26 protein-coding genes and 1 pseudogene are annotated in these 22,663 nt (G+C 36.1%); all 27 read left to right on the top strand.

The features are described 5' to 3' along the window. Window positions 1-262: 262 nt before the first annotated feature. The 27 genes and pseudogenes from A5880_RS04325 to A5880_RS04195 all read left to right on the top strand — a co-directional run bounded on the left by A5880_RS04325 (window position 263) and on the right by A5880_RS04195 (window position 22,159). Window positions 263-1,300, top strand: coding sequence for an LTA glycolipid anchor biosynthesis glycosyltransferase, IagA/BgsA family (locus tag A5880_RS04325; protein ID WP_086331967.1), 1,038 nt, complete (start codon window positions 263-265; stop codon window positions 1,298-1,300). A 29-nt stretch (window positions 1,301-1,329) separates the two neighbouring features. Further along, window positions 1,330-2,553, top strand: a complete 1,224-nt coding sequence (locus A5880_RS04320; RefSeq protein WP_086331966.1) for a glycosyltransferase family 4 protein — start codon at window positions 1,330-1,332, stop codon at window positions 2,551-2,553. A gap of 79 nt (window positions 2,554-2,632) precedes the next feature. Further along, window positions 2,633-3,523, top strand: coding sequence for an NAD(P)-dependent oxidoreductase (locus A5880_RS04315; RefSeq protein ID WP_086331965.1), 891 nt, complete (start codon window positions 2,633-2,635; stop codon window positions 3,521-3,523). A gap of 100 nt (window positions 3,524-3,623) precedes the next feature. Then, on the top strand, window positions 3,624-3,854 hold the full coding sequence (locus A5880_RS04310; RefSeq protein WP_069635996.1) for a YkuJ family protein: 231 nt from the start codon (window positions 3,624-3,626) through the stop codon (window positions 3,852-3,854). Between the two features lie 858 nt (window positions 3,855-4,712). Then, window positions 4,713-5,153, top strand: a complete 441-nt coding sequence (gene fabT / locus A5880_RS04305) for a fatty acid biosynthesis transcriptional regulator FabT (RefSeq protein WP_086331964.1) — start codon at window positions 4,713-4,715, stop codon at window positions 5,151-5,153. 15 nt (window positions 5,154-5,168) lie between these two features. Beyond that, a complete protein-coding gene (locus A5880_RS04300; protein ID WP_086331963.1) occupies window positions 5,169-6,128 on the top strand; it encodes a beta-ketoacyl-ACP synthase III in 960 nt (319 codons plus the stop codon). A 50-nt stretch (window positions 6,129-6,178) separates the two neighbouring features. Next, a complete protein-coding gene (locus A5880_RS04295; RefSeq protein WP_025873142.1) occupies window positions 6,179-6,406 on the top strand; it encodes an acyl carrier protein in 228 nt (75 codons plus the stop codon). 183 nt (window positions 6,407-6,589) lie between these two features. After that, complete coding sequence (gene fabK, locus A5880_RS04290) at window positions 6,590-7,546, top strand: enoyl-[acyl-carrier-protein] reductase FabK (RefSeq protein WP_086331962.1); 957 nt, start codon at window positions 6,590-6,592, stop codon at window positions 7,544-7,546. 155 nt (window positions 7,547-7,701) lie between these two features. Then, window positions 7,702-8,631: an ACP S-malonyltransferase gene (gene fabD / locus A5880_RS04285; RefSeq protein WP_086331961.1), complete on the top strand. Its 930-nt coding sequence runs from the start codon at window positions 7,702-7,704 to the stop codon at window positions 8,629-8,631. Between the two features lie 3 nt (window positions 8,632-8,634). Then, the gene (gene fabG / locus A5880_RS04280; protein WP_086331960.1) at window positions 8,635-9,372 is read left to right on the top strand and encodes a 3-oxoacyl-[acyl-carrier-protein] reductase; all 738 of its coding nucleotides are present in this window, start codon (window positions 8,635-8,637) and stop codon (window positions 9,370-9,372) included. Between the two features lie 27 nt (window positions 9,373-9,399). Next, window positions 9,400-10,635, top strand: a complete 1,236-nt coding sequence (gene fabF / locus A5880_RS04275) for a beta-ketoacyl-ACP synthase II (protein WP_086331959.1) — start codon at window positions 9,400-9,402, stop codon at window positions 10,633-10,635. A 1-nt stretch (window position 10,636) separates the two neighbouring features. Continuing rightward, window positions 10,637-11,131 (top strand): acetyl-CoA carboxylase biotin carboxyl carrier protein, encoded by a 495-nt coding sequence (accB, locus tag A5880_RS04270; RefSeq protein ID WP_086331958.1) that lies wholly within the window; start codon window positions 10,637-10,639, stop codon window positions 11,129-11,131. 2 nt (window positions 11,132-11,133) lie between these two features. Continuing rightward, window positions 11,134-11,553: a 3-hydroxyacyl-ACP dehydratase FabZ gene (gene fabZ / locus A5880_RS04265; protein WP_086331957.1), complete on the top strand. Its 420-nt coding sequence runs from the start codon at window positions 11,134-11,136 to the stop codon at window positions 11,551-11,553. A 7-nt stretch (window positions 11,554-11,560) separates the two neighbouring features. Beyond that, window positions 11,561-12,931 (top strand): acetyl-CoA carboxylase biotin carboxylase subunit, encoded by a 1,371-nt coding sequence (locus A5880_RS04260; protein WP_086331956.1) that lies wholly within the window; start codon window positions 11,561-11,563, stop codon window positions 12,929-12,931. Window positions 12,932-12,945: 14 nt separating this feature from the next. Further along, on the top strand, window positions 12,946-13,812 hold the full coding sequence (gene accD / locus A5880_RS04255) for an acetyl-CoA carboxylase, carboxyltransferase subunit beta (protein WP_086331955.1): 867 nt from the start codon (window positions 12,946-12,948) through the stop codon (window positions 13,810-13,812). 2 nt (window positions 13,813-13,814) lie between these two features. Continuing rightward, entirely contained in the window at window positions 13,815-14,600 is a 786-nt protein-coding gene (locus A5880_RS04250; protein ID WP_086331954.1) for an acetyl-CoA carboxylase carboxyl transferase subunit alpha, read from the top strand. Window positions 14,601-14,913: 313 nt separating this feature from the next. Continuing rightward, window positions 14,914-15,354, top strand: a complete 441-nt coding sequence (locus A5880_RS04245; RefSeq protein WP_086331953.1) for a hypothetical protein — start codon at window positions 14,914-14,916, stop codon at window positions 15,352-15,354. 208 nt (window positions 15,355-15,562) lie between these two features. Next, a complete protein-coding gene (locus tag A5880_RS04240) occupies window positions 15,563-16,090 on the top strand; it encodes a YqeG family HAD IIIA-type phosphatase (protein WP_086331952.1) in 528 nt (175 codons plus the stop codon). Beyond that, window positions 16,087-17,202 carry a ribosome biogenesis GTPase YqeH gene (yqeH, locus tag A5880_RS04235; RefSeq protein ID WP_086331951.1) on the top strand — a complete coding sequence of 372 codons (1,116 nt, stop codon included), beginning with the start codon at window positions 16,087-16,089 and terminating at the stop codon, window positions 17,200-17,202. The genes A5880_RS04240 and yqeH overlap by 4 nt, the downstream gene beginning before the upstream one ends. A gap of 29 nt (window positions 17,203-17,231) precedes the next feature. After that, on the top strand, window positions 17,232-17,543 hold the full coding sequence (gene yhbY, locus A5880_RS04230; RefSeq protein ID WP_086331950.1) for a ribosome assembly RNA-binding protein YhbY: 312 nt from the start codon (window positions 17,232-17,234) through the stop codon (window positions 17,541-17,543). Window positions 17,544-17,562: 19 nt separating this feature from the next. Continuing rightward, entirely contained in the window at window positions 17,563-18,207 is a 645-nt protein-coding gene (locus A5880_RS04225) for a nicotinate-nucleotide adenylyltransferase (RefSeq protein WP_086331949.1), read from the top strand. Further along, entirely contained in the window at window positions 18,197-18,787 is a 591-nt protein-coding gene (gene yqeK / locus A5880_RS04220; protein WP_086331948.1) for a bis(5'-nucleosyl)-tetraphosphatase (symmetrical) YqeK, read from the top strand. Before A5880_RS04225 ends, yqeK begins: the two co-directional genes overlap by 11 nt. A gap of 54 nt (window positions 18,788-18,841) precedes the next feature. Further along, window positions 18,842-19,180, top strand: coding sequence for a ribosome silencing factor (gene rsfS, locus A5880_RS04215; protein WP_086331947.1), 339 nt, complete (start codon window positions 18,842-18,844; stop codon window positions 19,178-19,180). A gap of 1 nt (window position 19,181) precedes the next feature. After that, a complete protein-coding gene (locus A5880_RS04210) occupies window positions 19,182-19,919 on the top strand; it encodes a class I SAM-dependent DNA methyltransferase (RefSeq protein WP_086331946.1) in 738 nt (245 codons plus the stop codon). Between the two features lie 30 nt (window positions 19,920-19,949). Beyond that, window positions 19,950-20,072 (top strand): annotated as a pseudogene (locus A5880_RS04205) (DUF3788 family protein); the annotation flags it as partial. A gap of 104 nt (window positions 20,073-20,176) precedes the next feature. Continuing rightward, window positions 20,177-21,346 carry a nucleotidyltransferase gene (locus tag A5880_RS04200; RefSeq protein ID WP_086331945.1) on the top strand — a complete coding sequence of 390 codons (1,170 nt, stop codon included), beginning with the start codon at window positions 20,177-20,179 and terminating at the stop codon, window positions 21,344-21,346. A 93-nt stretch (window positions 21,347-21,439) separates the two neighbouring features. Then, on the top strand, window positions 21,440-22,159 hold the full coding sequence (locus A5880_RS04195) for a YebC/PmpR family DNA-binding transcriptional regulator (protein ID WP_086331944.1): 720 nt from the start codon (window positions 21,440-21,442) through the stop codon (window positions 22,157-22,159). Window positions 22,160-22,663: the final 504 nt, after the last annotated feature.

Raw genomic sequence — 22,663 nt, 5'->3', positions numbered from 1 at the left:
TTCGTTCTTTTTTGTTTTGTCTTAAGTAAAGAATACTTTATTATTTGATAGAATGAACAAAAGATGGAATAATAAGTATAAACGGAATTAAGTATCTCTATCTAACAGTTTTGTCACGTAATGAATCTATTTTATAGAACGATGGTTTTTTAAGATTATTATTTGATATAATATTTGTAAGTTGTTCGAACTAGGTCTTTAGATTGAGGGAGTTATCTTGTACCTGTGTTATAATAGTTTAAAGAGTTGGAGGAGACGCACCGTGAAAGTTTTATTGTATTTTGAAGGTGAGAAAATATTAGCTAAGTCTGGGATAGGTCGAGCATTAGATCACCAAAAGCGGGCACTTTCTGAAGTTGGAATTGAATACACATTAGATGCTACTTGTACAGATTATGATATTTTACATATTAATACATATGGGATCAATAGCCATAGCATGGTGAAAAAGGCAAAAAAAATGGGGAAAAAAGTTATCTATCATGCACACTCAACAGAAGAAGATTTTAGAAATTCCTTTATTGGATCGAATCAGGTGTCTCCGTTAGTTAAAAAATACTTAGTTAGCTTGTATTCTAAAGCAGATTATTTGATTACACCTACACCATATTCAAAAGATTTATTAGAAGGATATGGGATAAAGGTTCCAATTGTTTCAATTTCAAATGGAATTGATTTATCACGCTTTAAACACTCTGACGAAAAAGAAAAAAAATTTAGAGCGCATTTTAATATTCAGGAAAATGAAAAAGTTATTATTTGCGTAGGATTGTATTTTGAAAGAAAAGGGATTATTGATTTTGTTGAGATAGCTAGAAAGTTCCCTGAATATCGTTTCATTTGGTTTGGTCATACACCAATGTATTCAATACCCAAAGTGATTCGTACGATTGTTAAAGAAGAGCATCCTGAAAATGTAGAATTTCCTGGGTATATAAAAGGAGACATTATTGAAGGGGCATATTCTGCAGCAAATCTGTTTTTCTTTCCATCTTATGAAGAAACTGAAGGAATAGTCATCTTGGAAGCTTTAGCCAGCAAACAACAGGTTTTGGTGAGAGACATTCCCGTATATAAAGGTTGGCTCGAAAATAAAGTGAATTGTTACATGGGAAATACTAATGACGAATTTGCTTATTTGATCGAAACCTTAATTGAAGAAAAAACTCCAAATACTCGCGAAAATGGGTATGTAGTTGCAGAGCAAAAAAGTATCGAGCGAATTGGTCAGGAGTTAAAACAAGTCTATGATAAAGTAATGACTAATGAATATAGTGAGCGGAAAGAAAAGTCTGTTTAATAAAATTAGAGAAAATTGGAGGGAACATCGTGAAATTTGGTTTTTTTACAGATACATATTTTCCTCAAGTGAGTGGTGTTGCTACGTCTATTAAGACGCTTAAAGAAGAATTAGAGCAAAAAGGACATCAAGTGTATATTTTTACGACAACTGATCCTAATGCACAAGAATTTGAAGAAGATGTTATTCGAATGCCTAGTGTTCCTTTTGTGTCCTTTAAAGATAGAAGAATTGTAGTAAGAGGAATGTGGTATGCTTATTTAATAGCAAAAGAGCTCGATTTAGATTTGATCCATACCCATACAGAATTTGGGGCAGGTCTTTTAGGGAAAATGGTTGGTAAAAAACTTAAAATTCCTGTTATTCATACATATCATACAATGTATGAAGATTATCTTCATTATATTGCCAAGGGGAAGGTAGTACGTCCATCTCATGTGAAGTATTTTTCTCGTTTTTTTGCAAATCATACGACTGGGGTTGTTTGTCCAAGTGAACGTGTGATTGATAAATTAAAAGATTATGGTGTAACATCACCCATGCGAATTATCCCTACAGGAATTGATATTAAAAAATTTGAAAGACCTGATATTACTAAAGAGATGAAAAAAGATCTTCGTAGTAAATTAGATTTAACTGATGAACATATTATGCTATTATCGTTAAGCCGTATTTCTTATGAAAAAAATATTCAAGCAATTGTAAAAGGCTTACCTAAAATTATTGAAAAACTACCAAATGCGCGTTTAGTCATCGTTGGAGACGGACCTTATGTAGACAAGCTTCGTATGTTAGCAGATGAACTGAACGTAAGTGACAAGCTTCAATTTACTGGTGAAGTACCAAATGAAAAAGTAGCCATTTATTATAAAGCAGCAGATTATTTTGTAAGTGCATCAACATCTGAAACCCAAGGCTTAACATATACCGAAGCTATGGCTTCAGGCGTTCCTTGTATTGTTGAAGGAAATGCATATCTAAATAATTTATTCAATCATGAATCATTGGGTAAAACATTTGAAACAGATGATGATTTTACTTCAGCTTTTATTGAATACGTTGACTCAGAAATTGCTCCAGATGAGTCGATCTTAAAGGAAAAACTTTACGAAATATCGGCAACTCATTTTGGAAACGTCATGATTGAATTTTATGAAGAGATGATTGAATATTATGATCAACTTTTAGCAGAAAAAGAAGCTGCTGCATCTATAGAGAGAATCAAGGTTAAATTTACCTCATTAAGAAAATAAATGTAAAACTTCTATTCTTGGTTTATACTGATAGTAGAAGTTTTTTTGTATCGATAATAAATATAGGAGGTTAGATAAAATGCCGCAAATAGGATTTATTGGGACAGGTGTGATGGGAGCTGCCATCGTCAGAAATATGATGAAAAATGAGCTGAAAGTAAATGTGTACAATCGCACGAAGAGCAAGACGGATGAATTAGTTGCTCAAGGAGCGCTTTGGAATGAGACGCCAGCACAAGTGACTGCAAACAGTGATATTATTTTTACAATGGTTGGATTTCCAACGGATGTAGAAGAAATTTATTTTGGTGACAATGGTATTTTTGCAGAAAGTCTTTCAGGTAAAATACTTGTCGATTTAACGACAAGTACACCAACTTTGGCAGAAAAAATAGCGTTAAAGGCAAGTCAATTAGGAGGCATGGCCTTGGATGCACCGGTCTCAGGAGGGGATTTAGGCGCTGTAAATGGTACTTTGACGATTATGGTTGGTGGAGATCAAACAGCTTATAATGAAGTTCTACCTATCTTGAAGACATTCGGTAAAACTTTTGCCTTACATGGTTCTGCTGGAAAAGGACAACATACGAAAATGGCTAACCAGATCATGATTGCTGGAACAATGACTGGGATGACAGAAATGATGGTTTACGCTAATCAAGCTGGCTTGGACATAGATAAAGTTATTGAGACCTTATCAGGGGGAAGTGCAGCTAACTGGTCATTAAGTAATTACAGTCCAAGAATATTGAAGGAAAATTATTCTCCAGGCTTTTTTGTAAAGCATTTTATAAAAGATTTAAAAATTGCCTTAGACGAAGCTGAGAAGATGTCCCTTGAATTACCAGCGACTAAATTGGCTACAGATCTTTATGAAAAGCTTGCAGATAAAGGGTTTGAGAGCGATGGAACCCAAGCTTTGATCAAGTTATGGTGGGCAGATGGCAAGAGGCCAGATGTCAAAAATTAAAGAACAGCAAAAAAATATAAAAAAATGACAAAAAATCATGCAAGAAAGACAATGTTTTGATACAATGGTACAGAACTAGTTTGTAAAGGGAGGCCCATTTATGAAACATTCACAACTTGTGGCGATTATTAAACGACTTGAAGCAATGACTGAAGCAACAGACAATGAAATTCAAGTTCGTCGTTTTGAACGTGAAGGCGTAGAAAAATGCATCGTGAATTATGATAAATCTACTGAGACATTTGAGTTAACAGAATCTGATTCGCAACAAAGTTATCAATTTGATAATATTGATATTGTTGCAATGGAAATTTATGATTTAATTCAATAATTAGAAAAATTCGGTAAGTATTTAACAAATTTAATGACAATAATCAAAAATCCTGTGGCGTACATTTGTGTACGCCACAGGATTTTTTTATTTATATGACGGTCAATTTATCAAAAACGAGTAACAACTTTGACAGTTGGTCATTCTCTTGTTCGGCATGCATTTGCACTAGCAAATACTAACGCATCTTAGTTACTGCATCTTATAGCGATTGGATAATGCACTGAGTATTTTTTTAGAGCACTGTCTATAAACTAAAGGGAATGGCTTATTTTTGAGAGATTGATAGAATTTTTTTTATGGCTTGTCTTTTAAAGTTTCAGATATAGTAATAACATTGATAGTATGGAATTTAAAGCCTTTAGGTGTGTCGTATTGTTCCATAAAAATGAGTGGAATATTTTGCTTAAAAGTAATAGTTTTCATAATATCTTTTTCGTCCGTAGAGATTCTTCGAATAGTTAGCAGATTTTAGTAGTGGCTAAAATACCGATCTCTTCTTTTAGGAGACTGCCCTAGCTAAATTTGTTTGTCTAGCAGGCTTTTTAGGGGGGGAGGAACTTTTGCTACAAATAGTTCTATTTTAAAGATGTGCTTCTAGTTCTTCGTAAGTAAAAATCAAAAATTGTTTGATTTCCAAACTAAAGTAAATGATAGTGAATTCAGCCTAAACTGTCAAATGTTTTCTTGAAACTATGCCTAGAAAATATTTTTTTCACGGTAAAACGTTGATTGTTAAAGGTTTCTTATTTAAGAAAAATTAAAAAGTGAATATTTTACTTGCATTCTTTTTTCATATACGATATAGTTTGAACATCAAATGATTTGATAATCAAAGTATATGGATGGTGCACACACATGGAACCTAATTTAGAAACAGTCAATGATTATCTTGTTAGCGTCTTTAATGATATTTTGACCATTGAAGAATCTGAGCTAAAGAAATCACAATTCAACGACTTATCCATTACTGAAATGCATACAATTGAGGCTATTGGCATGTATCGAAAAAAGACTTCTTCTGAGGTAGCAAAAGAATTATCAATCACTGTAGGTACATTAACTGTAGCAATCAACAATCTAGTAAAAAAAGGATATGTTGAGCGAATACGCAGTGAAGATGATCGTCGTGTAGTCAAATTAGGCTTGACTAAAAAGGGGAAATTACTTTTTCGTGTCCATCAGCACTTCCATAAAGAAATGGTTAAGAATATCTTAAACGGAATGGAAAAAACGGAAGAGCAGGCATTACTTAAAGCATTAAAAAATCTTCATGATTTCTTGAAGGAATATAAATAAAAAGTGAGGATTAACATGGAACAACATGCAAAAATACTCTGTACTAGCCGATATGTTCCTGAAAATAAAGTATCAAATCAACTTCTTTCAACTATGATGGATACTTCTGATGAATGGATCTCTAGCCGGACTGGTATTCAGTCAAGAAATATTGTTATTGACGAAAATACGTCTGATTTATGTATCAAGGTTGCAGAAAAACTATTAGAGAAATCGGACAGAAAAGCAGAAGAGTTGGATTTTATTATAGTGGCAACAATGACACCAGATTATGGAACACCTTCAGTTGCTTGCTTAGTACAAGGAGGTATTTCAGCGACTCAGGCTTTTGCTTTTGACATAAGTGCTGCTTGCAGTGGTTTTGTCTATGCTTTAAGTTTGGGAGAGAAGTTGATTCGTACAGGAAAACGCTTAGGCATGATCATTGGCGGGGAAACTTTGTCAAAAGTCATTGATTGGCAGGATCGAAGTACGGCTGTATTGTTTGGTGATGGAGCAGCAGGTGTCTTATTGGAAACAAGCAATGAACCGCATTTTCTAAATGAAAAACTGCAAGCGGATGGTCAAAGGGCTAAATCATTGACTTCTGGTTATTTGGAGAATAAAAGTCCATTTTATAAAGGAGCTTCAGAAAGCTCAGGTTATTTACAGATGGCCGGTAGGGATATCTATGATTTTTCATTAAACGATGTGACGAATAACATTCAAGAAATTATAGAAGAGGATGTTGATTACTTGTTGTTGCATCAGGCCAACAAGCGCATCATTGAAAAAATTTCAAAAAAAATCAATGTTCCAAGAGAGAAGTTTTTAACGAATATGGAACATAATGGCAATACCTCTGCTGCAAGTATCCCTTTATTATTGGATGAATCAGTAGAACAAGGAGTGCTTCAATTAGGCTCCAAACAAAAAATTGTGTTAACAGGTTATGGCGGTGGTTTAACGTGGGGATCGATCCTCTTAACGCTGTAAATTCTGTAACTATATAAACTAAAAAAGAAAATTATTGGAGGAATATACACATGGTATTCGAGAAAATTCAAGCAATTATTGTAGAAGAATTAGGGAAAGAGCCTGAAGAAGTAAAATTAACAACAAACATTCAAGAAGAATTAGATGCAGATAGCTTGGACTTATTCCAAATCATCAACGAAATCGAAGATGCTTTTGATATAAAAATTGAATCTGAAGATGGTATCACTACTGTTCAAGATTTAGTAACATATGTAGAAAAACAAAAAGCAGAATAATCAAAGCGATTAGGTACAATCAAAGTTGGAGGAGCAAGGCTCTATGTGATTTTCAACAATTGCTGAAGGGTCTAGCTTTTTTACACCGTTCGTTGGAATTAAAAAGGCTGGTACTAAACTTATAGAGTTTTGTTCCAGTCCTTTTTTAGTTAATTATTTTATTTAATTTGAAGGATGTCGTTTATGCAATCAAAGATATGTGAGCTACTTGGAATTGAATACCCGATTTTTCAAGGAGGAATGGCTTGGATTGCTGATGCTTCTCTAGCTGGGGCTGTGTCTGAAGCTGGCGGACTTGGAATTATCGCAGGTGGCAGTGCGCCTAAAGAAGTTGTTCAGGCTGAAATTAGAAAGATCAAAGAAATTACAGACAAGCCATTTGGAGTGAATATTATGCTTCTTTCTCCGTTTGCTGAAGATATTGTAGATTTAGTTTGTGAAGAAAATGTTCCTGTAGTCACGACTGGAGCTGGGAACCCTGGCAAATATATGGCACGCTTTAAAGAACATAACATTAAAGTAATTCCAGTCATCCCTTCTGTTGCATTAGGTACTCGTATGGAGAAAATCGGAGCAGATGCAGTCGTTGTTGAAGGAATGGAAGCCGGAGGACATATTGGCAAACTGACAACGATGAGTATGGTGCCTCAAGTTGTAGATGCTTTGACGATTCCAGTGATAGCTGCAGGAGGTATTGGAGATGGTCGGGGTATGGCGGCGGCATTGATGTTAGGCGCTTCTGGTGTTCAAATTGGTACACGTTTTTTGGTTGCGAAAGAATGTACAGTGCATGATCAGTACAAAGCGAGGATTATTAAAGCAAGAGATGTTGATACAACGGTTACTTGTCAGCATTTTGGACATCCAGTTCGCGCAATCAAGAATAAGTTGACCAATGAGTATGATCGATTAGAAAAAATTGAACTAAGAAAAGAGAATCCTGATCTTGAAGAATTTGATCGATTAGGACAAGGTGCTTTGCGTAAGGCTGTTATAGAAGGCGATATAGATCACGGATCAATTATGGCAGGGCAAATCGCAGGACTTGTGAAAAAAGAAGAAACGGCGAAAGAAATTATTGAATCATATATTATTGAAACGAAAGAAATCATGACAGCGCGATGTACTCAATGGTTATAAAATGAATGCTTCTGTTATTGATTTTAAATATATAGTGCTGAATAGTCAGTTTTCGGAAAAAATAGACTTATTCAGCGTTTAAATCTACCTAGTTTTATGAGCGAACTCTTTGAAAAAAGTAGACTCGTTTAACTTTTAGAGTAAGGAGTAAAACAATGAAAACAGCTTTTGTATTTAGTGGACAAGGTGCTCAGTATATTGGGATGGGCAAGGAGTTATTTGATCGGGAAAAGATTGTTCGAGAGGTATTTCAAGAGGCAAGTGATGTGTTAGGTTATGATATGGCAGAGCTTTGTTTTACTGAAAATGATCGATTAAGTGAAACGATGTATACCCAACCAGCGATTTTGACAGTCAGCATTGCTATCTACCGTCTGTTACAATCAAAAGGCTATCAGCCAGATGTTGTTGCCGGTCTTAGCTTAGGGGAGTATAGTGCGCTTGTTGCTAGTGGAGCCATTTCATTTCAAGAGGCGGTTCAATTAGTCGCTAAACGTGGAAAGTTCATGTCAGAAGCTGCTCCAACTGGAACAGGAAAAATGGTTGCAGTAATGAATGCGGAGCGTTCTTTGATCGAAGAATGCTGCCAAAAAGCCAGTGAGCTGGGCATTGTTTCACCAGCAAATTACAATACACCTCAACAAATCGTGATTGGGGGCGAAACAGAAGCTGTGGATAAAGCGGTAGAATTATTAACAGAGGCTGGTGTTAAACGAATGATTCCGTTAAATGTTAGTGGACCTTTCCACACGGCGTTGTTAAAACCAGCTTCAGAAAAGTTAGCCGTTGAATTGGAGAAAATAGATTTCGCAGAAATGACGATTCCTGTGATTAGTAATACGACAGCACAAGTAATGGAACAATCGGCAATCAAAGAGTTACTAGAGCAACAAGTGATGTCTGCTGTTCGTTTTGCTGACAGTATTGAAACAATTAAAAAAATGAATGTTGATGCAATTATAGAAGTTGGACCAGGCAAAACATTGACTGGTTTTATTAAAAAGATCGATAAAGAAATTAAAACAGCTCGAGTAGAAGATGAAAAAACATTATCTGAAACCGAAGCATTATTACACGGGAGGTAAGAAATGGATTTAAAAGGAAAAAACGTATTTGTCACTGGAAGTACAAGAGGAATTGGAAAAGCTGTTGCTTTGGCTTTTGCTAAAGAAGGCGCAAATGTCGCCCTGAATGGACGTGGTGAAATCAGTTCTGAACAAATCAAAGAAATAGAATATTTCGGTGTGAAATGTATTGGTGTTTCAGGTGATATCGCCAGTTTTGATTCTGCAGGCGAAATGATTCAAGCTGTTGTAGACGGTTTAGGATCGATTGATATTTTAGTAAATAATGCCGGAATCACGAATGATAAATTATTGTTGAGAATGTCGGAAGATGATTTTACTCGTTGTCTTCAAATTAATTTAACAGGAACGTTCAATATGACCCAACACGCAGTTAAACGAATGATGAAACAGCGTAGTGGGAATATTATCAATATGTCCAGTGTCGTTGGTTTGACAGGGAATATTGGTCAAGCCAATTATGCAGCAAGTAAAGCTGGAGTGATCGGTTTAACAAAATCAGTCGCAAGAGAAGTTGCTGCACGTGGGATTACTTGTAATGCGATTGCACCAGGATTTATTGAAACGGAAATGACAGATGTTTTGTCTGATAAAATAAAAGAACAAATGAACCAGCAAATTCCATTGCAACGTTTTGGTCAAGTAGAAGATGTAGCGAACGCAGCAATCTTTTTGGCTAAAAGTCCATACATCACAGGTCAAGTTATAAATGTGGATGGTGGTTTAGTAATGCAAGGCTAATCAACAAGCTTGAAAGGAGCGATAGAAATGAATCGCGTAGTTATCACAGGTTATGGTGTAGCATCTCCAATTGGAAATGATGCTGAAACATTTTTAGAAAGTTTACAAACAGGAAAAAACGGGATTGGACCAATTACTAAATTTGCTGCAAATGAAACAGGTATTGCATTAGCAGCAGAAGTAAAGGATTTTCCTTTTGATAAATACTTTGTAAAAAAAGACGGAAAACGAATGGATTTATTTTCTCTTTTCGGTATTTACGCAGCATTAGAAGCAATGGAAATGAGTCGTTTGAATGTTGAAGAAATTGATGCCGATCGTTTTGGTGTGATGGTCGGTTCTGGTATCGGTGGACTCCAAACAATTCAAGATCAAGTAATCCGAATGCATGATAAAGGTCCTCAAAGAGTGGCACCTTTATTCATCCCAATGGCTATTGGAAATATGGCAGCAGGAAATATTGCTTTACGTGTAGGTGCAAGGGGAATTTGTTCTGCTACAGTGACAGCTTGTGCTACAGCGAATAACTCTATTGGCGAAGCTTTTAGAAATATTAAACATGGTTATTCAGATGTGCTATTAGCTGGAGGAACTGAAGCATCTATTACTGAAATAGGAATTGCAGGATTTGCTTCATTGACAGCTGTAACGTCAGCAGAAGACCCAAATAGAGCATCCATTCCTTTTGATAAAAACCGTAGTGGATTTGTAATGGGTGAAGGTGCAGGGATTTTAGTCTTAGAATCACTAGAGCATGCTCAAAAAAGAGGGGCTAATATTTTAGGAGAAATCGTTGGTTATGGTGCAAACTGTGATGCATATCATATGACCTCGCCTAGACCAGATGGAAGTGGGGCTGCTAAAGCAATGCAATTAGCTATTGAAGAAGCATCCATTGCTCCTGAAAAAATAGGCTATATTAACGCGCATGGAACAAGTACACCGTCAAACGATGTAGCAGAAACTAAAGCCATTCAAACAGCATTGGGAGAGGCCTCTAAAAATGTTCGTGTCAGCAGTACGAAAAGTATGACAGGACACGCATTAGGAGCAACGGGAGGCATTGAGGCTATTGCTACATTAAACGCTTTACAACATCAATTTATTCCACCGACCATCAATATTGAGCAACTTGATGAGGCTATTGAAATCGATATTGTCACAAATGAAAGTCAAAAACATGTCTTTGATTATGCATTAACGAATTCATTTGGTTTTGGTGGTCATAATGCGGTACTTTGTTTAAAACGTTGGGAGGATTAAAATGAATATCAATGAAGTGAAAGATTTACTAGCACAATTTGATCAATCAACATTAACTGAATTTGATCTTAAAGAAGGCTCATTTGGTCTTTATATGAATAAAAATAAAGTGTCTCAAAAAACAGTATCTAACGAACCAAAACAAGCAGTGGGCACGAATAGTGTAACGGTTCAAGAATCACCTAAAGAAACTGTTAGCCAAACTGTAGAAGTAAAAGAAACTGCACCACAAGCAGAAATCAAACCAGAAAACACCGAAGAAATCATTTCGCCGATTGTTGGTGTCGTGTATTTGAAACCAGCACCTGATAAAGAAAGTTTTAAACAAGTCGGCGACCCAGTTAAAAAAGGTGAGGTTGTTTGTATTGTTGAGGCAATGAAATTGATGAATGAAATTACTTCAACAGTAGATGGTGTGATTACTGAAATCTTGATACAAAATGAAGATGTTGTTGAGTTTAATCAACCTTTATTCCGCGTATCAAAAGGGGTGTAGCTATGAATATTGAAGAGATTAAAGCAATTATTCCTCATCGCTATCCCTTTTTGTTGTTAGATACAGTTGAAGAAATCGTTGTGGGAGAAAAAGTGATCGCAAAGAAAAATGTTACGATCAATGAACCATTTTTTCAAGGACATTTTCCAGGAGAGCCTGTTATGCCAGGTGTATTGATTCTTGAGGCATTAGCGCAAGCAGGTGCTGTAGCATTATTATCTATGCCTGATTTTAAAGGTAAAACAGCTTATTTTGGCGGTATTGACAAAGCCAAGTTTAGACAAAAAGTTGTTCCAGGAGATACGTTGATGTTAGAAGTAGAAATTATGAAAGTAAAAAAAATAGCCGGCATCGGCAAAGGGATTGCGACTGTGAACGGGAAAAAAGTAGCGGAAGCAGAATTGACCTTTATGATTGGATAGGTGAGCTATGTTTTCAAAAGTTTTAATTGCAAATAGAGGAGAAATTGCTGTTCGGATTATTCGGGCATGTCGCGAATTGGGAGTACAGACGGTAGCTGTCTACTCTGAAGCAGATAAAGAAGCATTACACACGCAGCTTGCTGATGAGGCTATTTGTATTGGTCCAGCGAAAGCTGCTGATTCATATTTAAATGTTCAAAGTGTATTAAGTGCAGCGATTGTAACAAATGCAGAAGCAATTCATCCTGGTTTTGGTTTCTTATCAGAAAATAGTCAATTTGCTGCGATGTGTGAAGAATGCAATATCACATTTATTGGTCCAAAAGCTGAAACGATTGATGCAATGGGAAATAAAATCAATGCACGTGAGTTAATGCAAAAAGCGAACGTTCCGGTAATTCCAGGAAGTACTGGTGTTATTAATTCTGTTGAAGAAGCGTTAGCGATTGCTGATAGTATTGGTTATCCTGTCATGCTTAAAGCGGCTGCTGGTGGTGGTGGTAAAGGGATTCGTAAAGTGTTAACTAAAGAAGAACTGCCACAGCATTTTACCTCAGCTCAACAAGAAGCAAAAGCCGCATTCGGCAATGATGATATGTATTTAGAAAAAATTATTTACCCAGCTCGTCACATTGAAGTACAAATTTTGGGTGATCATTATGGTCATGTTATTCATTTAGGTGAACGAGATTGCTCATTGCAAAGAAATAATCAAAAAGTTCTTGAAGAATCACCTTCGATCGCTATTTCACCAGAAAAACGCCAATTATTAGGAGAAACAGCTGTACGAGCTGCTAAAGCTGTTCATTATGAAAATGCTGGAACAATTGAATTTTTAATGGATCAATCAGGTGAATTTTATTTTATGGAAATGAACACCCGCATTCAAGTAGAGCATCCTGTGACAGAAATGGTCACAGGAATCGATCTTGTTAAAGCACAATTAAAGATTGCTTCAGGGGAAGAGTTATCATATACGCAAGAAGATGTGACGATTAAAGGTCATGCGATCGAGTGTCGAATCAACGCTGAAAATCCTGCGTTTAATTTTGCACCTTCTCCAGGGAAAATCAAAAACTTACTACTTCCAAGCGGCGGTATGGGCTTACGAGTGGATAGTGCGATGTATTCAGGATACACGATTCCACCTTATTATGATTCGATGATTGCGAAAGTAATCGTTCACGGGGATGATCGTATGGATGCTTTGATGAAGATGCAGCGGGCGTTAAATGAGATTGTGACAGAAGGAATTATTACAAACTCAGAATTTCAACTGGATTTGATCACGCATGAAAATGTGCTGGCTGGTGAATATGATACAAGTTTTTTACAAGAAACATTTTTACCAAATTGGGAACCAGACAGCGATAATTAAAAAGGAGCAGGTGTATGGCTTTATTTAAGAAGAAAAACTACATTCGAATCAATCCGAATCGCCCAAGCGACCAATCCTCAGCAAAAAAACCTGCAGTTCCGGATAACATGTGGGCAAAATGTCCTTGTTGCAAACGTACGCTTTATACAAAAGATATGGGGGCAGAAAAAGTCTGTCCTTATTGCGGTTATAGTTTTAGAATTGGTGCTTGGGAACGACTTGCATTGACTGTCGATGAAAAGAGTTTTGAAGAATGGGATACGGGTTTAGTAACGGAAGATCCATTAAATTTTCCAGGCTATCTAGACAAAATTGCCAAAATGCAGGAAAAGACTGAACTGCATGAGGCGGTTTTAACAGGGAAAGCTAAAATTGACGGGCAACCAATTGGTATCGGTGTGATGGATGCTAATTTTATTATGGGAAGCATGGGAACTGTTGTAGGGGAGAAAATTACTCGCTTATTTGAACGAGCAACAGAACAGCAGTTGCCAGTGATTATTTTTACTGCATCTGGTGGAGCGAGAATGCAAGAAGGCATTTTTTCTCTAATGCAAATGGCGAAAATCTCTGGCGCGGTTAAGCGTCATAGTAACGCTGGTTTACTTTATTTGACTGTTTTGACTGATCCAACAACTGGCGGAGTCACAGCAAGCTTTGCTATGGATGGAGATATTATTTTAGCGGAGCCGCAGAGTTTGATTGGTTTTGCTGGGCGTCGGGTTATCGAGCAGACGATTCGCCAAGAATTACCAGATGATTTTCAAAAAGCTGAATTTTTATTAGATCATGGCTTTGTCGACCAAATTGTGCCGCGAAACCAATTGCGGGAATCACTCAGTAATCTAATTAGACTGCATACAATGAAAGGGTGGAGATAGATATGGAGAAAACAGCCAATGATATTGTCACCCTAGCAAGAGCGCAGGATCGTTTTACAACATTAGAATATATTGATTCTATCTTTAGCGACTTTATGGAATTTCATGGTGACCGCTATTTCGGTGATGATTTAGCTGTTGTTGGTGGAATTGCGACATTAGATGAAAAACCAGTAACAGTTGTCGGGATTCAAAAAGGGCGCAATTTGCCTGAAAATATTGAACGTAACTTTGGGGCTCCTCATCCAGAAGGGTATCGCAAAGCGTTGCGTTTGATGAAGCAAGCTGAAAAATTTGGTCGTCCAGTGATTACGTTTATTAATACAGCGGGAGCTTATTGCGGTATTGAAGCGGAAGAACGTGGTGAAGGTGAAGCCATTGCTAGAAACCTGCTTGAAATGTCTGACCTACAGGTGCCAATTATTGCAATCATCATTGGTGAAGGCGGAAGTGGTGGTGCATTGGCGCTTGCAGTAGCTGATGAAGTTTGGATGCTGGAGCATACCATTTATGCTGTGTTATCACCAGAAGGTTTTGCTTCGATTTTATGGAAAGATGGTAGTCGTGCAAAAGAAGCGGCTGAATTAATGAAAATTACAGCGACTGAATTAAAGGAACTGACCATTATTGATCGTGTGATTCCAGAAGAAATGAATGGTGAAGCATTGGAACAATCGAAAATCAATAGGATGATCCAAAAAGCGCTTATCAGTCAATTATCTGAACTATCTAAATGTGAGATGGAAGAGCTAGTGGAAAAACGTTATCAGAGATTCCGAAAATTTTAAAGTGAATCAAAAATTACTTATAAAATCAATAAAAACATGGAACGGACAGAGGATTGTCTCGTTCCTTTTTTTATTGATTCTTAGTTGAGATTAAAAATGGGACATTATTATAAATATAACAAATATTTTAAGACCTGAAATACAATAAAATCAAAAGAAAAAATAGTTATAAATTTCATACCTTTTTAAGGGTTTAAACTACTGTTACAAAGAGCGAGTAAGGCTTTTTTTATTAATTCTATTTGATATTATAGATTTAGTTTAGTATAACTTACCAGATGTTAATAATGTAATAGAGAAAGAGAAGTAAGCGATGAAAAAGTTAGTTATTTTAGGCAGTGTAATGGGTGTATTATTATTTGGTGCATTTACTCAAGGAACACCTGGGGAAGCAACGACTGTAAATCAACCAGTAAAAAGTAAAATGATTTTTCTTAAGTCTGATATTCCTGAATTTCCGAAAAAAGATATTCAACAAACAAATGCATTAAAAAACTATAAAGGGGATTTAATCATTCTGGCTTCAATCAATCCAAATCCAAAGTATGAATTGAAAATTGGTGAAGTTGATATCAACGGGACAGGTTTTTACAATGTACAGCCTGTAACACTGAATAAAATTGATTCTAATCTTTCTTTGATTAATGTCTCAAAAAACTTAGGTGAAAGTGCGCTTATCATGTTCTACGTAGAAAAATCAAATCCTAATGTTACGGTGGATTATTTCTTTGTTAATGGAAGCATGATTAAATAGTTAAGGAAGAGAAGAGGAAAAAGTTATCGACAGATAATTTTTTCCTCTTTTTTCAGCTCTTAATTTAGTAGAGAAAGTTTTTAGTTGTGATTATGAGTGTCAGACGAATAAAAAGATGAAATTTTATTAAAAATAGCGTATAATCAAGAAGCGAATAACAAAATGGGGAGCCTGTATGTTGCTCCTCTTTTACTATTAAGGAGATAATATGTTTTCAAAATATAAACCAACGTGGATGGTTGATGCGATTTACAAAATCACACCGAACCAACTAAAAAAATTAGGAATCAAAGCTGTACTGACTGATTTAGATAATACCTTGATTGCTTGGGATAATCCAGATGGAACAGAAGAATTATTGACATGGATTTTAGAAATGAAAAATGCTGGAATTCCAGTCGTTGTGGTATCAAATAATAAGTCTAGTCGCATTAAGCGGGCAGTTGAAAAATTTGAATTAGACTATGTATCTAGAGCATTAAAACCATCAACTAGAGGGTTTAAAGAAGCACAAAAGAAACTAAATATGAAACCAGAAGAACTAGTGATGGTCGGTGATCAGATCATGACTGATATTCGTGGAGCGAATGCTGCAGGGATTAGAAATATCTTAGTTCGTCCAATCGTAGATACAGATGGATGGAATACAAGAATTAATCGTTTTTTTGAGCGAAAAATTATGAAACATTTGGCAAAGAAACATCCAGATATGATATGGAAAGGCGGACTAGAATGAGTGAACACGAAGCAATTCAATGTATTGGCTGCGGTGCAGTCATTCAAACAGAGCATAAAGAGGAATTAGGCTATACGCCAAAGGCTGCGTTTGAAAAAGGGATGGAGACAGGGGAGGTTTATTGCCAACGCTGTTTTCGTTTGAGACATTATAATGACATTCAAGATGTTCAATTGACGGACGATGACTTTTTACGTTTGTTGAATGAATTAGGAAAAGAAGATGCCTTGATTGTAAATGTTATTGATATTTTTGATTTCAACGGTTCATTGATTCCGGGATTGCATCGTTTTATCGGAAATAACCCTGTTTTGATGGTAGGAAATAAAGTCGACATTTTACCTAAATCATTAAAGAAACCTAAAATGATTCAATGGATGAAAGAACGTGCGCACGAAGAAGGTTTACGTCCAGTTGATGTATTATTGACTAGTGCCAAGAAACCTCAAGAAATGGAAGCTTTGCTTGATACCATCGAAAAGTATCGCGAAGGTAAAGATGTTTATGTAGTAGGTGTAACAAATGTTGGTAAATCAACACTAATCAATCAAATCATTAAACAAACGGCTGGCGTTCAAGATGTAATTACAACTTCCCAATTTCCTGGAACAACATTGGATAAAATTGAAATTCCGCTAGATGATGGTCACTTCTTGATTGATACACCAGGGATTATTCATCGTCATCAGATGGCACATTATCTTGGAAAAAAAGATTTAAAGATCATAGCACCTCAAAAAGAAATCAAGCCGAAAGTTTATCAGTTAAATCCTGAGCAAACATTGTTTTTAGGTGGGTTGGCGCGTTTTGATTTTATACAAGGAGAGCGCAGCTCGTTTATCGCATATGTATCAAATGATTTAATGATTCATCGAACAAAATTAGCTACAGCTGATGCATTTTATGAAAAACATGTTGGAGGTTTGTTGCAGCCACCTCGTCCAGATGAAGTAGCTGAATTTCCAGAACTTGTCCGATTTGAGTTTTCAATCAAGGAAAAGACAGATATTGTGTTTGCTGGACTTGGCTGGATTACTGTAACTGATCCATGTGTCGTTGCTGGATGGGCGCCAAAAGGTGTAGATGTTTTGAAAAGAAAAGCGTTGATTTAATTATAAGCGATAAGAGAGAAGGAAAATTAGTGGAATTAAGAGGAAAACAAAAGCGTTATTTACGTAGTCAAGCACACCATCTACAACCGATTTTTCAAATTGGAAAAGGTGGTTTGAATGCTGCGATGATCGTTCAAATCAATGAAGCGTTGGAAAAACGCGAATTGATTAAAGTCACATTACTACAAAATACCGATGAAATTGCAGAAGATGTAGCTGACGCACTGAAGGCCGAAATTCATTGTGATATCGTTCAAATTATCGGTCGTGTGTTGGTTTTATTTAAACCATCATCAAAAGAAAAATACCAAAAGATCTCTAAAGAAGTTAAAGCAATTTAAAACTTGGAGGTAAGAAAAAATGAGGACAAATACGAATGCTGCATTAAAAGCACAAGTAATTGTTGAAGAAGCTAAGCTTTTTCAAAAGCGTAAACAGGTAGGGATATTAGGCGGTAATTTTAATCCGGTTCATTTGGCGCATTTAGTCATGGCTGACCAAGTGCAACAGCAACTTGGCCTTGATAAAGTCTATTTGATGCCTACTTATTTACCGCCTCATGTAGATGAAAAAAAGACCATTGATAGTGAGCACCGTTTAGCAATGTTAGAATTAGCGATTGCTGATAATAGACATTTGGCGGTAGAGCCAATTGAATTGTTACGAAAAGGGAAAAGTTATACCTATGACACAATGAAAACATTAACTCAAAATAATCCTGATACCGATTACTATTTTATCATCGGCGGAGATATGGTAGAATATTTGCCAAAGTGGTATAAAATAGATGAGTTGCTGACCTTAACAAGCTTTGTAGGTATTCGCCGTCCAAACTATGGAACAATTACACCTTACCCAATTATTTGGGTGGACGTTCCACAAATGGATATCAGCTCAACAATGATTCGGCAAAAAGTCAAAAATGGTTGCTCAACGCGCTACTTACTGCCTGATAGTGTGATACACTATATAGAAGAAAAGGAGCTGTATGTAGATGGATTTTAGCGGAAAATACACCACGTTTAAACGGGAAGAATTAATGCAGAAAGTTCAGATGCATATGAGTGAACGGCGATTTAAGCATGTTTTAGGGGTAGAGGAAATGGCGATAGCACTTGCTGCTAAATATGGTGCTTCTGAAGAAAAGGCAAGTATTGCAGCACTAACTCATGATTATGCCAAAGAACGCCCCGATGAAGAATTTGAATTGATCATCAAACGAGATGGGTATGATCCAGAGTTACTAAATTATGGCAATGCGATTTGGCACGGTTTAGTGGGTGCTAGTATGGTTCAAAGAGAACTTAAAATTGATGATGAAGAAATTTTACAAGCAATTCGTCTTCATACAACTGGTGCTGCCAAGATGAGTCTACTGGATAAAATTATCTACGTTGCTGATTATATTGAACCAGGAAGACATTTTCCAGGTGTAAAAGAAGCCCGTGACATTGCATTAGTTGATTTAGATGAGGCTGTTGCTTATGAAACAAAACATACATTGATGCATCTTATTGAACAAGAACAAAAAATTTACCCTAAAACGATTGAAACATATAATTATTGGGTAGTAGGAAAGAACTGATAAAGCCTGTTGAGCTTTTAAAATTAGGAGGAAACGATCATAGATAGTCAAAAGATTTTAGAAATCGCTGTAAAAGCAGCTGATTCCAAACGAGCAGAAGAAATTGTCGCTTTAGATGTGCATGAGATATCACTTTTAGCTGATTACTTCATGATTTGCCAAGCAACGAGTGAACGTCAAATCAATGCCATTGTGGATGAAATTATTGAAAAAGAAGAAGAAGCAAAAGTAGAAGTGAAAAGAGTAGAAGGAAAAGATGGCGGTAAGTGGATATTGATCGATTTAGGAGATGTCATCGTTCATGTATTTCAATCGTCTGAACGTTCATTCTATAACTTAGAAAAACTTTGGTCAGACGCACCAATGGTTGATCTTCACGCTTGGGTCGAGTAATATGGCATACGAAACATTTGCTTTTGTTTATGATGAAGTCATGGATGATAGCTTGTATGATCAATGGTTAGAATTTTCAAAGCGTCATTTGCCAAAAGGAAAAATGGACGTTTTAGAAATGGCTTGTGGAACTGGGGCGTTAGCAGTTAATTTTGCTAAGGCAGGTTTTACTGTTACTGCATTGGATTTATCCGAAGAAATGCTGATGATGGCAAGTAAACGTGCCGCTGAAGAAGAGGTGCATGTGCAGTTTGTTCAAGGGAATATGATGGACTTATCTGAAATGGGTCAATATCATGCAATTACATGTTTTTCTGATTCATTATGCTACATGGCGAATCGCCAGGAAGTCCAACAAGTATTTGATGATGTGTATCAAGCATTAGAGGATGACGGTGTCTTTATTTTTGATGTACACTCGATTTATCAAGTAGATAAAGTATTTCCAGAATACAGCTATCATTATCAGACAGAAGAATTTGCCTTTTTGTGGGATAGCTATCCTGGCGAAAAAGAACATAGTATTGAGCATTTTCTGACATTCTTTGTGAAAGAACATGAAAAAGATGATGTGTTTATTCGTCAAGATGAATTGCATCAAGAACGAACGTATACGATGGAAAATTACTTAATGATGTTGGAAAGTGCTGGTTTTATGGATGTTGAAGTTTATGCAGATTTCACAGATGAAGCACCGACAGAAGAAAGCAAACGCTGGTTTTTTGTTTGTAAGAAGTAACCAAAAATAGGAAGCAAAAATGAGTGGAGGATGGGACAGAAGTGTTTAATCCCGAGAAATAAGAAGGAATTAACGAAAATTGCTCTTCAAATTTTTGTGAATTTCAGCTTATTTCCGAAGGGATTGCTTCTGCTCCCACCGTTTATTCGGATTTCACGTGGGTGGGATATGACTCGAAGAGTTATGTCCCACCCACTTTTTTTGTTTAGAATATGGTAGAATTTAAATAGAAACGTTACATCTAAAGGAGAATGAGTATGAAAAGCTGTGGCATTATTGTTGAATACAATCCTTTTCATAATGGCCATCAGTACCATGCCAAAATGGCACGAGAATTAAGTGGTGCAGAAGTTGTTATTGCTGTGATGAGCGGGAATTTTTTACAGCGAGGAGAACCAGCTATTATTGATAAATGGACACGGGCAAAAGAAGCATTGAATCATGGTGTTGATGTAGTGATTGAACTACCGTTTGCTTATTCAGTGCAATCGGCCGATTATTTCGCTAAAGGCGGGATTAAATTACTGCAAGCGTTACAGTGTAATTCGTTGTGTTTTGGAACAGATCATCAAGCAGATACGTCCTATGAAGCGTTTGGTAAATTTGTGTATCAACATCAGTCAGAAATTGATCAAGCCTATCAAATGATCAAAAATAATGGCATGAGTTACCCGCAACAAATGACCGAAGTTTTTCGCCAAATTTATCCAGAGACAAGCTTTGATTTTTCTTCGCCAAATCATATTTTAGGTCTGAGCTATGCCAAAGAGAACGCCTCTTATGAAAGACCCATGAGTTTGTATCCTTTAAAAAGAGAACAAGCAGGTTATCACGATCCAAAAATACATAAAGAATTTGCAAGTGCAACGGCTATCAGACAAGCTGTTTTTTCAAATGAGATGGAGTCCATTTCCTCAGTTTTACCACAGCAAGTGCTTTTGGATTTAACAAATACGGCATTAGTAAGTTGGTCGGATTATTGGCCTTTATTGAAATACAAATTAATCAGTAGTTCAATCGCAGAATTGCAAGAAATTTATCAAATGAAAGAAGGTATCGAATATCGCTTGCAAGAAGCAGCGAAAAGCTCGGATTCCTTTTTATCATTTATGGAAAAAGCAAAAACCAAACGTTATACATGGACTCGATTGCAGCGTCTGGCAACATATAGTTTAAATAATGTACGACAAGTAGATATAGAAAATACTTGGAATCAAAGCTATCTAAGCGTTCTAGGATTTACAGAAAAAGGACAACAATTTCTGAGTAAAGAGAAAAAAAACTTTCAGTTGCCATTGATAACGAAGGTATCTAAAGATTTACAGTCGCAGTTAGCCTTGGACATTCGTAGCGATCAAATCTACCAATTAGGTAATAAAGACATTTCTGAACAAAGATTCGGTCGTTTTCCGATTCGTCTACCGTAAAAGCAAAAAACACTTAACAAAAGTTCAATTGCCAAGTATAATAAGAAAGGCACTACAATCAAAAATAAAAATGGATGAAAGCGAAGTGAGAATATGGGTCGTAAGTGGGCAAATATTAAAGAGAAAAAAGCTGCCAAGGACGCAAATAACAGCCGAGTATATGCAAAATTCGGTATTGAAATTTACGTAGCAGCAAAATCGGGTGATCCTGACCCTCAAGCAAACCAAAAGCTACGGTTTGTTATCGAGCGCGCAAAAACATATAATGTACCAAAACATATTATCGACCGAGCAATCGAAAAAGCAAAAGGTTCAGGAGATGAGCAATACTCTGAATTACGCTATGAAGGATTTGGACCGAATGGCTCAATGGTCATCGTCGATGCTTTAACAAACAACGTAAACCGTACAGCGTCTGATGTTCGTGCTGCCTTTGGTAAGAATGGTGGAAATATGGGTGTCAGCGGTGCTGTGGCATATATGTTTGATCATACAGGTGTGATTGGTTTTGCAGGCGATGATGCAGATGACATTCTTGAATATTTAATGGAAAAAGACATTGATGTTCGCGATGTTACAGAAGAAGACGGTCAAATTATCGTCTATACGGAACCAGAAGATTTACATGCAGTACAAGAGGCGTTAAGAGAAAAAGGTATCGAAGAATTTTCAGTAGCAGAATTAGAGATGATTGCGCAAAATGATGTAGAATTAACAGGTGAAGATTTAGAAAAATTTGAAAAAATGATTGATGTTTTAGAAGACCTTGATGACGTTCAAAAAGTGTACCACAATGTCGATTTAGGTGAATAGGACTATCAACGAATAAAATAGTATGCAAAGTCTAGTGGGAGTTCCTCTAGGCTTTTTTGTGTTGGCCGAAAATCTATGTTTGAATGTGAGTGCATTCTAGATAAGAAGCCGAAATGATAACAGTAGAAATCTATCTAATGATATAAAAAACCCTTCATACACACACTATATGAAGGGAAACACAATATGAAAAAACTAAGAACAAGTATATATTAGCACTTTTGAATTAAATTCTCAAATATTTCGCATTTTCTTTAAAAAAATGAGAAAACGAGTGTTGCTATGAATAAATACAGCGCCTAAAGGAGAAATAGATTAAACCTGTAAAATATATTAATTTTATTATTTGATATTTATACTAGGTGATTCTAATTACTAATTAAATGTATTGGGTTTTAATAACTTATTTATTAAAAAATACATTAGTTATTTATATGTATTATATGTATTGATGGATTTTATTATTTATAGTGGGAAAACCAAATGAAAACCAATGTAAATAAG

Source organism: Enterococcus sp. 4G2_DIV0659 (assembly GCF_002140715.2).
GTDB classification, from domain to species: Bacteria; Bacillota; Bacilli; order Lactobacillales; family Enterococcaceae; genus Enterococcus_L; species Enterococcus_L mansonii.
Note: the sequence above shows the minus strand (reverse complement) of the source record. Positions and strands in the feature narration are given on the sequence as shown.

What these genes read in the sequence shown, in the direction of transcription:
- fabG (WP_086331960.1), top strand. Translation starts at nt 8,635, where the DNA reads ATGGATTTAAAAGGAAAAAACGTATTTGTCACTGGAAGTACAAGAGGA.
- A5880_RS04295 (WP_025873142.1), top strand. Translation starts at nt 6,179, where the DNA reads ATGGTATTCGAGAAAATTCAAGCAATTATTGTAGAAGAATTAGGGAAA.
- fabT (WP_086331964.1), top strand. Translation starts at nt 4,713, where the DNA reads ATGGAACCTAATTTAGAAACAGTCAATGATTATCTTGTTAGCGTCTTT.
- accB (WP_086331958.1), top strand. Translation starts at nt 10,637, where the DNA reads ATGAATATCAATGAAGTGAAAGATTTACTAGCACAATTTGATCAATCA.
- A5880_RS04195 (WP_086331944.1), top strand. Translation starts at nt 21,440, where the DNA reads ATGGGTCGTAAGTGGGCAAATATTAAAGAGAAAAAAGCTGCCAAGGAC.
- A5880_RS04245 (WP_086331953.1), top strand. Translation starts at nt 14,914, where the DNA reads ATGAAAAAGTTAGTTATTTTAGGCAGTGTAATGGGTGTATTATTATTT.
- fabZ (WP_086331957.1), top strand. Translation starts at nt 11,134, where the DNA reads ATGAATATTGAAGAGATTAAAGCAATTATTCCTCATCGCTATCCCTTT.
- accD (WP_086331955.1), top strand. Translation starts at nt 12,946, where the DNA reads ATGGCTTTATTTAAGAAGAAAAACTACATTCGAATCAATCCGAATCGC.
- fabF (WP_086331959.1), top strand. Translation starts at nt 9,400, where the DNA reads ATGAATCGCGTAGTTATCACAGGTTATGGTGTAGCATCTCCAATTGGA.
- yqeH (WP_086331951.1), top strand. Translation starts at nt 16,087, where the DNA reads ATGAGTGAACACGAAGCAATTCAATGTATTGGCTGCGGTGCAGTCATT.
- A5880_RS04225 (WP_086331949.1), top strand. Translation starts at nt 17,563, where the DNA reads ATGAGGACAAATACGAATGCTGCATTAAAAGCACAAGTAATTGTTGAA.
- yqeK (WP_086331948.1), top strand. Translation starts at nt 18,197, where the DNA reads ATGGATTTTAGCGGAAAATACACCACGTTTAAACGGGAAGAATTAATG.
- A5880_RS04210 (WP_086331946.1), top strand. Translation starts at nt 19,182, where the DNA reads ATGGCATACGAAACATTTGCTTTTGTTTATGATGAAGTCATGGATGAT.
- fabD (WP_086331961.1), top strand. Translation starts at nt 7,702, where the DNA reads ATGAAAACAGCTTTTGTATTTAGTGGACAAGGTGCTCAGTATATTGGG.
- A5880_RS04240 (WP_086331952.1), top strand. Translation starts at nt 15,563, where the DNA reads ATGTTTTCAAAATATAAACCAACGTGGATGGTTGATGCGATTTACAAA.
- A5880_RS04200 (WP_086331945.1), top strand. Translation starts at nt 20,177, where the DNA reads ATGAAAAGCTGTGGCATTATTGTTGAATACAATCCTTTTCATAATGGC.
- A5880_RS04315 (WP_086331965.1), top strand. Translation starts at nt 2,633, where the DNA reads ATGCCGCAAATAGGATTTATTGGGACAGGTGTGATGGGAGCTGCCATC.
- fabK (WP_086331962.1), top strand. Translation starts at nt 6,590, where the DNA reads ATGCAATCAAAGATATGTGAGCTACTTGGAATTGAATACCCGATTTTT.
- A5880_RS04260 (WP_086331956.1), top strand. Translation starts at nt 11,561, where the DNA reads ATGTTTTCAAAAGTTTTAATTGCAAATAGAGGAGAAATTGCTGTTCGG.
- A5880_RS04250 (WP_086331954.1), top strand. Translation starts at nt 13,815, where the DNA reads ATGGAGAAAACAGCCAATGATATTGTCACCCTAGCAAGAGCGCAGGAT.
- A5880_RS04300 (WP_086331963.1), top strand. Translation starts at nt 5,169, where the DNA reads ATGGAACAACATGCAAAAATACTCTGTACTAGCCGATATGTTCCTGAA.
- A5880_RS04310 (WP_069635996.1), top strand. Translation starts at nt 3,624, where the DNA reads ATGAAACATTCACAACTTGTGGCGATTATTAAACGACTTGAAGCAATG.